Below are 13,310 nucleotides of genomic sequence, written 5' to 3'. Positions count from 1 at the left end.
TATGAGCGAAAAGAAAATATTACAAGAACGATCACTATTGTTGAACAGAAGGTCCTTTTTAGGTAAGGCGGCCTTGGGTGCAGGTTCTGTGGCATTGGCGTCATTACTGGGTCAGTCCTTTTTTAGGAAGGATGAGAACGGCATCATTACCAAGGCTAATGATTTTGGTGGAAACAATGGTATGATGGGTGACTTGCACCATGCCTCCAAGGCGAAAAGAGTCATTTACCTTTTTCAGAGTGGTGGTCCATCGCAACTCGAATTATTCGATTATAAACCTACGCTTATCAAACGAAGGGGTGAGGAACTTCCGGAATCCATTCGCAACGGACAACGTTTAACGGGTATGACCTCCGGACAGGATAGTTTTCCATTGGCAGGCTCTATATTCGATTTTAAACAATATGGTAAGAATGGCACCTACATCAGTGATCTGTTACCTTATACGGCAAAGATGGTAGATGAACTGTGCATCGTAAAATCGATGTACACCGAGGCGATAAACCATGACCCGGCCGTTACATTTTTTCAAACAGGCTCCCAACAACCCGGTCGCCCTAGTATGGGCTCTTGGTTGAGCTACGGTCTAGGCAGTGAGAATAAAAATTTACCCGCTTTCACAGTATTACTTTCCAGAGGTTCTGGGAGACCCAACGGTCAGCCGTTATATACCCGATTATGGGGTAACGGATTCCTTCATTCCCTGCACCAAGGTGTTCAGTTCAGGGCGGCTAAAGACCCTGTTCTCTATTTGAACGACCCCAAGGGGATGACCAAGGAAGGAAAAAGGGCAATGTTGGATAAACTGGCACAACTTAACGAAAAACAATTTACCGAATTCGGTAATCCGGAGATACAGAGTAGAATTGCCCAGTACGAAATGGCGTATAAAATGCAAACCTCCGTACCGGAAGTAATGAGAACAGATGATGAGCCCGATTATATTTACAAGATGTACGGTGCCGATGCAAAGATTCCCGGGACCTACGCGGCCAATTGTCTTTTAGCGAGAAGATTGGCGGAACAGGACGTGCGTTTTATACAGCTTTATCATATGGGTTGGGATCAGCACGACAACTTGCCGGGCGCCATAGAAAAACAGGCCAAGGATGTAGATCAAGCTTCGGCGGCCCTTGTAGCCGATTTGAAACAACGGGGATTGCTAGAAGATACTTTAGTAATTTGGGGAGGTGAATTTGGCAGGACCAATTATTCCCAAGGACTACTCACCGATACCAACTATGGAAGGGATCATCATCCCAGATGCTTCACCATGTGGATGGCGGGCGGTGGCATCAAACCTGGTATGGTGTATGGGGAGACCGATGAGTTTGGTTATAATATTGTAAAAGACCCCGTACATGTCCATGATTTCCAAGCCACAATGCTACATTTATTGGGAATTGACCATGAGAAACTAACGTACAAATACCAAGGAAGAAGATTCCGCTTGACCGATGTGGAAGGTCACGTACTAAATGATTTATTGGTTTGATGCATAGGAGAACCTTCATCAGAAACAGTAGTATTTTATCAACCGGCATCATTAGTGGTCTGGCACAAGCCCAATCGTTTATGAAGTATAAAGATGCAATCATAGGACATAATTCCCATCAATATAAAATAGATCTGGATTGGGGAGCGTTGAATTCCGAGTTCTATCCAGTGAACGACTGCCATGAGATGGTGCAGGATTCACGAGGAAGAATTCTTTTATTGACCAATCACACCAAAAATAACGTCATCGTTTACAATAAGTCCGGTAAACTTTTGGAAGTATGGGGAACCGATTATCCGGGGGCACATGGATTGACCTTAAACGTTGAAAATGGCGAGGACGTACTATACATAGCGGATAACAATCGGCATGAAGTCATAAAAACCACTATTGACGGAAAGGTCATGCAGATATTTCAGTATCCTAAAGAATCGGGAAAATATAAGAGCAAAGAAAGTTATGTGCCAACGGAGACCGCAATTGCGCCTAATGGCGACGTTTACATCGCGGATGGGTATGGGGAACAATACATCATGCATTACAATGCAAAAGGTGAACTCCTCAATGTTTTTGGAGGAAAAGGGGAAGAAGACCATCATTTTGACAACGCCCACGGAATCTCCTTGGACACGCGGGACACTTCAAACCCTACCTTGCTCATTACGGCACGCCAACAAAACAAGCTAAAGCGCTTTAGTCTAGCGGGTGAATACTTGGATTCAATTGATTTACCCGGGGCTTATATCTGCAGACCAGTAATACACGGGAGTGAAGTTTATTTGGCCACTATTTGGTCGGGCGACGGTTCGGAAGGGACAGGGTTCATCAGTGTTCTTAACGCTCAAAACGAACTCATATCAGCACCCGGAGGTTGCACACCGGTGTACCAGGACGGCCGTTTAAATCCGATGTATCAAACTTTAAAAGTCTTTCAGCATCCGCATGATGTGTGTGTCGATGAGGATGAGAACCTCTATGTGGCGCAATGGAATTCTGGAAAGACCTACCCGATAAAGTTATATCGTGTTTAATGCAAAATAGGATGCGCTACATATTTTGTATATGTCTTCTCCTGTTTTCTTGTGAAGAAGAAAAAGAGGGGAGTTTTGCATCAGCGGAGATTTTCCAGTTGGCACCGCCAATAGTGCAAATCGATTCCCTGCTATTCGCTAAATCGGCCCGATTGGAGGCAAAATTTGACATGCCCGAGGCCATTATCAGATACACGGAAGACGGAAGTGAAGTTACGGCAACGTCCCAACCCTATACGCAGCCCATTCAGGTGACCAAAACTTCTGAATTTGCTTTTAGGGTATTCCATCCTCAATACCAAGAAAGTCAGGAGATACGCACCCAGTTACTGCGCATAAAACAAAAAGTATCGGATGCGAATATTTCAATAAACCCGGCGGCTCATCCAAATTATCCGGGACAAGGAGCTAGGAGTTTGGTAGACCTACAGAAGGGCACGACCCAGTTTAGGGCCGGAAACAAGTGGTTGGGTTTTCAAACTAACAAGGTAAAGTTCCTAATGGATTTTAAGGATGAAATTCCTGTTTCCAACCTTATCCTTAGCACACTCAACGACCATGGTTCTTGGATATTTATGCCTCGGGCAATTCGGGTCTTTTCCAATACAAAACAAATTGGTGAGCTTTTGGTAAAAGCACCGACGCAGGGAGCGCCGAAGCAAATGGAACTTTTAGATGTTCCTGTTGTTAACGGAGCTTATAAGAATGTAGAAATTCAGATAGATTTGATGGAAACCATTCCAGAATGGCATCAGGGTAAAGGAACGATTCCCTTCTTTTTTATTGATGAAATAGTAGTACAATAAGCATGACATATTTGGCTATAAATATTGGAAATTTTCACCCCGTACTGGTTCATTTGCCTATTGGGATTATAGTTTTCGCTTTTGTTCTGGAAATTTACCAGCGGTTAAGACCAAAAGAAAATCTAGCCAGTGTCATTAAACTGGCCCTCGGGTTTGGAGCCATAGCTGCCTTGGCCTCCATTGGTACCGGACTCTTATTGGAGTCCAACGGGGCCTATGACGAAACGCTATTGTTCCGTCATAAATGGATGGCCATAAGTTTAACGGCCGTAACCATCTTTTTGTTCTTCGCCAAAACTGCCAAACAAAAATGGGCAGGCCAATCCTATTTTCCCTTGTTCATTACGGCTAACATCATGCTCATCTTGGCCGGACACTGGGGCGGTAGTATGACCCACGGGGAGGACTTTTTGACTAAAGTGAACACCAAAGAAATTATTATAGAAGATGTGGATAAAGCGCTGGTGTACAACGATATTGTCCAACCTATTTTTGATAGAAAATGTGTGAGCTGTCATAACGCCAAGAAAGCAGAGGGTAAACTATTGCTTACTTCGCAGACCGAATTTCTTGCGGGTGGGGAGTCGGGAAGTATTTTAGACTCGGTTGATGCGGGCAAGCCTTTGCTGGCGCACCGTATGACCCTACCTTTGGAAGATGAGGAGCACATGCCGCCCAAGGGAAAGGTACAACTTACACCCAATGAAATTGACTTGATACACTGGTGGTTAGAAAATGACAATTGTTTTAATTGTATTACGTCGGATCTAGAGCGCAGTAAAAAAATACAAAGCCACCTGAACGATTTAGAGGCTGACACCTCTACGAGGGCTTTGCTGGCAAAGAACTTGGAACCTGTCCCGGAGACCTGGCCAGCGCTCTTAAGCTCGGTCGGTATATCGGCTTACCCCTTAAAAAAGGGTAGTCCGCTGTATATCGTGAATTTATCCAACCGAAAAGACCTTCAAGAAAACTCTTTTTCCCTTTTAGAGGACTACGCAGAACATATTGTGGAGCTCAACCTTGGGAACACCAATTTTAACGACACTTTGGTTCCGGTCCTATCGGACTTTGAAAACCTTACGAAACTTCAATTACAGAACACGCCCATTACCGATAAGGCGATGGAGGAAGTCCGGAAACTGGACAAGTTGGAATCGCTAAATCTGTACGGTACAGGGGTTAGCAATGCCGCGCTGGATGTGCTCGAGCAAATGCCTAGCCTCCAAGACCTGTATTTATGGCAGACGGAGATTACGGACGAGGGTATTAATTCATTCCTGGCCGAACATGCCAATATAGCAGTGCATACCCTAGATGAGGATTTATTTGGGGAGACGGAATTACTACCTCCCACCATCATTGCCGATTCCGATTTTTTTAAAAATGAATTGAAGGTAGAAATGAGCTACCCCTTTGATGATACCGCCATTTATTATACCTTGGATGGCTCCATTCCCGATTCTACCTCCACAGCTTACATAGCGCCAATTGTATTAAAGAATACCACAAATGTTAATGCCATTACGTACAAAAAAGGTTGGGGGCAAAGCGAGGTGGTCTCCGCCAGCTATAAAAAAAGTACGATGGATTATGAGGGGATTACTTTGAACAAACCACCTAATGAAAAGTATAAAGCCCAAGGAGGGAACACCCTAATTGATTTAAAACGGGGTTCCGGTAATTTTGTGGATGGGAATTGGGTAGGGTACGAGGGTACTCACTTCAACGCAACGCTGGCCTTGGGAGAAAAAAAGGAAGTCAGCTCCGTGTCCGTAGGTGCGCTATCCGCTCCGGCGAGCTGGATTTTCTATCCCACAGGTTTTAAGGTGTCTGTCTCGGATGATGGGAAAAATTTTAAGTCCTGGCATACCGAAAAACTTCCGGAACAAAAGCCCTCTTCCCTTGTGGAAAAAAGCTTTTTTGACCTTAGTTTTCCTGCTACTACCGCTAAATATGTACGGGTAGAGGTAAAGAGCATCCTAAAAAACCCTTCATGGCATCAAAATCCCGGAGGGAAAAGCTGGTTATTTGTTGATGAGATTGTCGTCAATTAGTGAGCTTATGGAAGGAGGGTTTACGCAATATTTTAGGCCGATTTGGTTTAATGGCGGGGATTGCGCAGCGCAGAAAAAAAGGACGCTTAGCTGAATGTGCTTACACGGGTATATGAAAAGTGGTGACTTCTAGGTACTAATTTTTCTGGCTTCCACTGATTATAACTACATGGTTTAATTTTCGTTTTAGTAATCACTCCGCAATTTTAAACACGTTGTTGTGTGGTGTTTTTTTATTTTCGATAATAAATTCATTGTATAATCATTATCCTTCATTTTTGATGAATAAAATTGGGGATTACTAATTATTTTTTTCAACTCAGGAATATTTAAATCTTGTGAGCAATAAAATGCTTCTACTAATCTCAACCTTTGATAAGGGTTGAATTCTTTTCTAAGAATAGATTTATCTATAATATTTTGAAATGTTAAAGAATCGACAATCCTTACTGTTTTTAAAATTCCTATAGTTTTTGCAATTTGTATTATTTTTTGAACGAAATTTAATGAAGGTAATTCATCAAAAATATCCTCTCTGTAGTTTCTCTTTACAATTCTTAATTCCTTTAATAATTGAACATCAGGTTGTTTTATTATTCCTTGATTTTTTAGTCTGTTTAAAAGACTCATAAATGAAAATTCAAAAATCCCATTTTCTGCATTTTTAAATACTAAATAATTCCTCAATCCAACATAAAGACTATCACAAAACCAAGCTAAACCTAAATTTGTTTTTGGAACTACTTTAAGTATGTCAAAATAGTTTTCACAATCTTGAATGTCTTCATTGTAGTTGTTCTTTGGATTAAATTCATTTAATATATTATGCAATCTGTTTTGGTTGTCTATAATTATTTTAGACTCGTTTTGTAAGTGTTTAATGAATAAACTACCATTATCTGATATATATTTAAGCTTCGAGTATGTGTAATAAGAGATTGACCAATCATCTTTTGAATACACTGTCTTTAATTTCTCTAAAGTCTCAAAATCACTAGCTACAACTAATAAGTCTCTATCACTATATTTATCAAAATCTTCTCTTAGAGAGCTGCCAAAAATTGCTATACTATAATTCTTCATTTTACAAAACGATTTATTAATACTGTAATTAAAAAACTCAAAAGAATAAATCCGGAAAAACCTTGTAAGGTTAGCATAGACATTCCAAAATCTGTTTTAGGTTGAAATTGAGAATCTACTAGTTGTGTCATAGCATCTGCTGTAAAGAATATATTCGCAACAGGACTAATCTTTTCAGACTGAAAAGATGCAATAGCAAAGTCTTTTACGTGAAATCCATATTCACACCAATATTTTATATTAATAAAATAGAATATGCCATAAATAACCAAAAATGTCGCAATAAAGCTTCTAAGACGTAAACCATAGCCAAATATCCATCGATACAGGAAGTTAGGAAAGTATTCGACAGCAAATTCCCACTCATTTATTTTATATGGTTGATTTTTAAAGTACTTACTTCGTGTTAATCGCCCTTGCCACTTTTTGAAGTAGTAGTTGGCAACTCTGGCAAATTCTGATTGTTCTTCATCTCTTGAGTTATCTAGTAACTGTTGAAATAAATGGACAGCAAGATTTGATTTTTCTATATCCTTTCTTTCATAGTTTTTCTTGAAGCTAACTGGGTCTATATAGGTTTGTTTTATACTAATTTGATGTGTATTAACATTCTTAAATGTACATTGATGAAATTGACACTTAACAATTTGAGAGCCAATGAATAGACAATCTTCAAAATGGCATAGTGTAAAGTCAATATTCTTTAGCCTGGTTTTTGTAAAACTTACATTAATGAAAGTTTTTCTTTGAATTTTGTATCTAGGATGCGGTTCATCATTCTTTAAAAAGTCAGGTCGATAAAGAATATCTCTAATTTCTCCTCGCTCACCTGAAACAATTGACTTAAAATCAGACGGTTTTTTAACCTCCTTGGGTTCTCCATTTAATTTAAAAAAATTGTCTAACATATTTTTGATTCAGTTTAAATGCCGCGCAACAATTGAATATGATCATTGATCATATCTCTATTATAGATTTATCGCCAGTTATTTGCATCCGAAACGAATACGATTCGCTTATTCTGCTTGAAGCTCTTTTTTATTTACATAAAAATTTCGGTCCACTTTAAAAGTCGCCGCATTCGGGTCCGCTTGCTCCGTCTGCCATTCTGTTGTTGGGTTTAACCATAATGGCTCCTCATCAACAAAGACCCTTAAAGGCATATCAAAACCATCAACTACGTTCGTATAGCGGTATTTGATGATGTTACCATCTTCCATTTGATATTCGAACAGAGGGATTTGGGTCGTACGCAAATACTGGTCAAATACTTTGGACAAATCTCTCCCGGATTTTTCAGAGATATAGTTTTCAATCTGTTGCGAAGTAACGGTTTGGTGGTAAAAGTCCTTATTTAAACCACGTAGTATTTGTCGCCATTTTTCGTCGTCATCGATTATTTGTCGTATGGTGTGCAACAGATTGGCTCCCTTGGGATACATGTCCCCACTACCTCTTTGGTTTACGTTATAGGTCCCTATGATCGGGCTTTCGTTCTTTATATTGCTCCTAATACCAATGGCATAATCCGAGCCGGCTTCCTTTCCGTAGTGGTAGTCTACATAAAGCGCCTCGGAATACGTGGTAAAACCCTCATGTACCCACATATCCGCAATATCTTTATAAGTAATGTTGTTGGCGAACCATTCGTGCCCGGCCTCATGAATAATGATATAGTCAAACTTAAGCCCCCATCCGGTACCGGATAAATCCCTGCCCAAATAACCCTTTTGAAACTGATTGCCATAGGTTACGGAACTTTGATGTTCCATTCCTAAATAGGGCACTTGTACCAGCTTAAAACTATCCCTGTAAAAAGGGTAGGGCCCGAACCAATGCTCAAAGGCTTTCATGAGTTTTGGAACGTCGGTAAATTGTTCTTTGGCCTTTTTCAGGTCGTCTCGCAGTACGTAGTAGTCCAAATCCAGCACACCATTTTCGCCTTTGTATTTTTCTTCAAAGTGAACATAGTCCCCAATATTTACATTCACCCCATAATTGTTGATGGGATTGCTCACGAACCAATGGTAGGTTTTGGTATTGGTGTCTTCTGCTATCTTTCGGAGGCGCCCATTGGCAACGCTTATTAAATTCTTAGGTGCTTTTACGCTAATGAGCATACTGTCCACCTCGTCGTACATATGATCTTTATTGGGCCACCATACACTAGCACCCAAACCTTGGCAGGATGTGGCAATGAAGTATTTTCCATTTTCGTCTTTTTTCCACGAAAATCCACCGTCCCAAGGTGCCCGTACCGCTTCTTTTGGTTTACCGGAATAATACACGATTATTTCGTTAAAATCGCCTACTTTCTGTGGCTTTTCCAACTTTACAAAATGCGCGTTCACCTTGGATTCAAAATTCAACGTTTTGCCATCTTGCGTCACTTTTTCAATTTGTAATGGCGGCTGTAAATCTACCTGAAGTACTTGTTCCTCGTTCAGCACTTTATAGCGGATGGTATTGCTACCTGTTATGAATTTTTCATCCGGTTTTACCTCAATATCCAAATGGTAATAGTTTAGGTCCCACCAAGCGCGTTCCGGGGTAATGCTTCCACGGAGGGTATCCTGTTCCGTAAAGTTTTGGGCGTGTACCAAACTCACCGACAGGAACATCATGACAGTTGCAAATAAGCCTTTTTTCATACCATATACGTTTTTTGTTCTCGAACAATTTTCAAGTTTAGCTTAGTAAATTGAAAATTACTCGAACTGATATTTATTTACCTGAAAACCCCATTGGGAAATACTACCGGGCTTTCAAACCCATTTTCCCCTACGGAGGACACTCCAAAGAAGTAATTGTCAATAACTATACCATCTAAAGTGAATTCGGTAACATCGCCCACGTAGCGACTACTGTCCCAAGTGGGTGAAGTCGTATCCCGCCAATAGATTTTATATCCTTTGGCGCCGTCTACCTTGCTCCATTGGAACTTGGCGGATGGTTCCACGATTCCGCCAATTTTAACCGTTTCCGGAGCCGGAGGTGCCCAAGCCAAGGAAGCCAGATTGATGGCATTTACGGCGGTGAGCTTCGCCGCATAGTCGAAATTCACATGTTCCAGGACATCCCCATAGGCGATTCCGTCCTCTACCCGTATATCTTGATGTTGTTGGGTATAGTTTTCATGCGCCTCCATAATTCGAATGCCTGCGAAACCGGCATCGTTAAAGGGTCTGTGATGTCCACCGCGACCAAAACGATCTAAGCGGTAAATCATCATTGGGTTCATCTCTGGCATGTATTTTTTGGTGTTTTTATGAACATAGCGCGCCAACTGTCTGGAAATACCATCTACCTCACCACCGTAAAAACGGCGTGCCCTACGTTGCTCTTCGGTTTCGGTAGGAGGCACCGGCTCGGAGAAAATGCGAAAGTCCGTGCTACTGGTTATTCCATCAACTCCTGTAATATTTCCAATCATATCGTTATTGAATATCCCGATGATTTCCCAACCCTGTTCCTTGGCATAAGCGGCCACCCCGCCACCTCCAAAAAGACCTTGTTCTTCACCGGAAAGTCCCATGTAGATTATACTGTTTTCAAACTTGTATTTGGAAAGTACACGAGCTGCTTCTATGGTTCCTGCCATACCACTGGCATTATCGTTGGCACCGGGGGAATCGTCCGTGAAATTTGTCGGATCGCTCACGCGGGAATCGATATCACCGCTCATGATGATATATCGGTTCGGGTATTTTGTTCCACGTTGGACGGCCAAAACATTAACTATTTCCACATCTTTTACGATCCGTTGGTTGGCACCCTTTTTCACCAAGTCCTTTTGATAGAAGACATTAAGGCAACCGCTGCAAGCCTCGGATGTTTTCTCGAACTCGCTTTTTATCCAGCGTCTCGCTGCGCCGATGCCCCTGGTTTGCGAAACCGTATCACTAAGGGTATGTCGGGTACCGAAATTGGCCAATTTTGTAATATCATTTTCAGTACGCTCTGCGGAAACGGCATCGATAATATCATAAATACGTTGGTCGGTTTGAGCAGATGAAATAAAGGAAACGGTCAATAGACCAAAAAACAGCAATATTCTCATTTTTTATTTGATTTTGAAGTGTTTCTAAAAGTATTAAAAATTAATCGGTTTTATGATCCTTTAAATGCGATAAGCCGAAAACTGGACCCAGCGCCAATAGTAAAAAAAGGTACTTTGGTCCAATTGCCAAAGTTAACGAAGACAACAACTGTATGCTTACAATGGTAACCGCAAAGCCGATACAGTTCACCAAAGTCAGCCCCGTTCCTTTAAGCTCGCTAGGCAATGCCGAGGCGACCAAATTGGAAAATTGAGGTGAATCCGCGGTGACGGCCATGCCCCATAAACACCATACGCCCAAAAATAAGGGTGATGACGACAGAAAAAGTACTGGCGATAGTAAACAACAAAGGCCTGAAATAGATAAAGCCGTAAAAGCGACCCTTTTACTGCCATAACGTTGCGAAAGCATTCCGCCTATTGCACAGGAAATAGCGCCAAGGGTGATGACAATACCGGTCCATAATGGCACCGAGATGTCTTTCCCGGATATTGAATTGAAAAAAGTTAGAGCAAAAGGGGTAAAGGCCCAAAAGGCATAGAGTTCCCACATGTGTCCAAAATAGCCAAAGGCCGCTTTTCTGAAATTAGTAATTTGAAACAGGCGAGGTCCGGCCGATAGCTTAAGATGCGTGCTTTTCTTGCGAAAGGGTCCGTTAGGCACCAAGGTATACAGAAGGATTCCCCCAAAAATTGTTAACCCGGAGGTTGTGTAAATGACGCTGTTCGGAGAATGGTTAAAATTTGAACCATTGATGAGGAAAGGTAATGCGGTACCCAGAACCAATGCACCGACCAAAAACCCTAAAGCCTTTCCCAGACTTTTTTCGTAATAGTCCGCCGCAATTTTCATTCCCACGGGATAAATTCCAGCTAAGAAAAAACCAGTACCGAATCGTGCGGACAACAAACTCCATGTAGAAATGGTTTCCGAGATAAGATATAGGTTGCACAATGCCGTCAAAAAAGCACAGATCATAAATACCTTGGAAGGGGAGAAGCGGTCTGCCAACATCAATAGTGCAAAGACAAGTGTGCCCGTAATAAATCCAAATTGCACGGAAGAGGTAACATAACCAACGATTTCAGGGCCCAATCCGGTTTTGATGATCAGTTCACCCAAAATCGAATTACCTGCAAACCAAGGGGAGGTACAGGCAAATTGGGCAATAATGATAATTGGTAAAATGTATGGTTTTGGTTTCAATAGATGCTATTACCGTACAAAAGTGACCCTGGCTATTTTTCCATCTTCCACCTCGTATATGGCAACGGCGTTGAAGGTGTTTCCGTTGGCCGTTACGTATTCCTCATCTATAACGGTGTTGCCAATGACCATTCTGTTCTTTATCTCACAATGTAGGTCGGGAGCAGATTCAAAGAAATCGGCATAGCCCTTTCGCATCGCCTCCTGCCCATCTGTTTGCAATTTATGGGGAAAGCTGTAAAGTTTAACGGCATCAGAGTAGGTGGCCAAAAAGCCATCGATATCACGTGCATTATACGCATCCAATTGCTCTTGCACAATACCTTCCGGGCTTGACTCGGTCTCTTTGTCAAATATAAAACTCATACTTTCAATAGCGTTGCCTACCTCGTACAGTGCCACCTGCATTTGTTGGAATTTACCATTGCTAGAAACCTTTTCTTGGTCAATTACCTTATTCCCAATAACGATTCGTTTTACCACTTCAACATCATATACCTTGTTATCCGGAGAGAGACTACTATAGTTATTACGCATCTTTTCGTGGCCCACATAAAGCGTATCAACAGGGAATCTGGTAACGACCACATTTTGATCGTAACAGTTGACAAAAGCGTCCAAGTCGCCGGCGTTGTAGGCTTCTACTTGTTTTTGTACAATCTTATTTGGTGCCTCTTGAGCGACAAAAGCCAAATGTTTGCCATCAGGGCTTACCGCTAGCCGTGAAATTTCACTTATCTCAGCTAGAGAAAATCTATAAAAGGTTGAAATTTTCGTATCGGATTTAGGTCGATATTTTGCTATTCTTTTATAGTCCGAGATTAAAAGTGTTTCGTTTGACAGCCAAGTAATGTCCTCTATTTTTTCTAAAACATTTAGAATAAGATTTACAGAACCCGAGACAGGATTCAAGGCTTTAATAGTCCAAATTTCGGTATCAATATTTTCTTTAGAAATATAGCTTATCAAATCCGTATTGGGAATCCTATGAAGCGATCGCCCCACATTTTTTTGAACGGTATAGTTGCTATTGTCCTTAAGATTGGATACGACCAAATCCATACGATTCTCTACGAGTACCGTGCTCACGATTATGTCAGGGGAATACCAAACGTGATAACCCACTTTCAAGTCCTTTAAAAGCTCTTTTGATTTTCCTGTTTTTACATCATATTCATACAACCGTTGTAAGCCATCCTTGTCCAGCCGAATAGCGGAAACCGCCTCCTTACCCGGAATTTTTAAGGGAGAGTATTCACTTCCATCGGGGGTATCCGTTATCCATGAAGTGGAACCATCTGCTATGGTGTACAGGGCGATATCCGTCTGACCGTTCCTTGTTGAAGAAAACAAGATGTGTTCATTGTCATAGAATGAAGGCTGATTGTCATAACCTTCGTTATTGGAGATATTGGATATTTCCCCAAGGTTCAATGAGTCGTTTACCATGGACAAGCTTGCCAGATAAACCTCTGTGGCTTGCTGGGATGCTACATTTATCGTAAACAGGATACTTGATAAAAAGATGTAATGGAGTGGTTTCATTCCGCAATTATTGAAAAGTAAAA

Annotated in this window: 10 protein-coding genes; 4 read left to right on the top strand and 6 right to left on the bottom strand. The window is 41.4% G+C overall.

All coding sequences use genetic code 11. The features are described from left to right. Position 1 precedes the first annotated feature (1 nt). Genes N8A89_RS00570 through N8A89_RS00555 form a run of 4 tightly spaced genes read left to right on the top strand, consistent with a single transcriptional unit; the run spans position 2 to position 5,392 of the window. Entirely contained in the window at positions 2-1,495 is a 1,494-nt protein-coding gene (locus N8A89_RS00570; protein WP_281540490.1) for a DUF1501 domain-containing protein, read from the top strand. Continuing rightward, a complete protein-coding gene (locus N8A89_RS00565) occupies positions 1,495-2,529 on the top strand; it encodes an NHL repeat-containing protein (protein ID WP_281540489.1) in 1,035 nt (344 codons plus the stop codon). The genes N8A89_RS00570 and N8A89_RS00565 overlap by 1 nt, the downstream gene beginning before the upstream one ends. An 11-nt stretch (positions 2,530-2,540) precedes the next feature. After that, entirely contained in the window at positions 2,541-3,335 is a 795-nt protein-coding gene (locus N8A89_RS00560; protein ID WP_281540488.1) for a chitobiase/beta-hexosaminidase C-terminal domain-containing protein, read from the top strand. Between the two features lie 2 nt (positions 3,336-3,337). Then, complete coding sequence (locus N8A89_RS00555) at positions 3,338-5,392, top strand: chitobiase/beta-hexosaminidase C-terminal domain-containing protein (RefSeq protein WP_289644708.1); 2,055 nt, start codon at positions 3,338-3,340, stop codon at positions 5,390-5,392. A 186-nt stretch (positions 5,393-5,578) separates the two neighbouring features. On the opposite strand, the gene N8A89_RS00550 is transcribed toward N8A89_RS00555, so the two are convergent. From N8A89_RS00550 to N8A89_RS00525, 6 genes are all read right to left on the bottom strand, one after another. Beyond that, entirely contained in the window at positions 5,579-6,475 is an 897-nt protein-coding gene (locus N8A89_RS00550) for a nucleotidyltransferase domain-containing protein (RefSeq protein ID WP_281540485.1), read from the bottom strand. After that, entirely contained in the window at positions 6,472-7,383 is a 912-nt protein-coding gene (locus N8A89_RS00545; RefSeq protein WP_281540484.1) for a pentapeptide repeat-containing protein, read from the bottom strand. Before N8A89_RS00545 ends, N8A89_RS00550 begins: the two co-directional genes overlap by 4 nt. Positions 7,384-7,491: 108 nt before the next feature. Next, complete coding sequence (locus N8A89_RS00540) at positions 7,492-9,126, bottom strand: M1 family metallopeptidase (RefSeq protein WP_430682046.1); 1,635 nt, start codon at positions 9,124-9,126, stop codon at positions 7,492-7,494. 77 nt (positions 9,127-9,203) lie between these two features. Then, positions 9,204-10,535, bottom strand: a complete 1,332-nt coding sequence (locus N8A89_RS00535; protein WP_281540483.1) for a M28 family peptidase — start codon at positions 10,533-10,535, stop codon at positions 9,204-9,206. Positions 10,536-10,575: 40 nt separating this feature from the next. Next, positions 10,576-11,742: an MFS transporter gene (locus N8A89_RS00530; RefSeq protein ID WP_289644707.1), complete on the bottom strand. Its 1,167-nt coding sequence runs from the start codon at positions 11,740-11,742 to the stop codon at positions 10,576-10,578. Positions 11,743-11,751: 9 nt separating this feature from the next. Beyond that, positions 11,752-13,287: a nuclear transport factor 2 family protein gene (locus N8A89_RS00525; protein WP_281540482.1), complete on the bottom strand. Its 1,536-nt coding sequence runs from the start codon at positions 13,285-13,287 to the stop codon at positions 11,752-11,754. Positions 13,288-13,310 lie beyond the last annotated feature (23 nt).

The organism is Maribacter aestuarii (assembly GCF_027474845.2).
In the GTDB taxonomy this organism is placed as follows: domain Bacteria; phylum Bacteroidota; class Bacteroidia; order Flavobacteriales; family Flavobacteriaceae; genus Maribacter; species Maribacter aestuarii.
The sequence above is the reverse complement of the archived record's forward strand: the minus strand, read 5'-3'. Positions and strand labels throughout refer to the sequence as shown.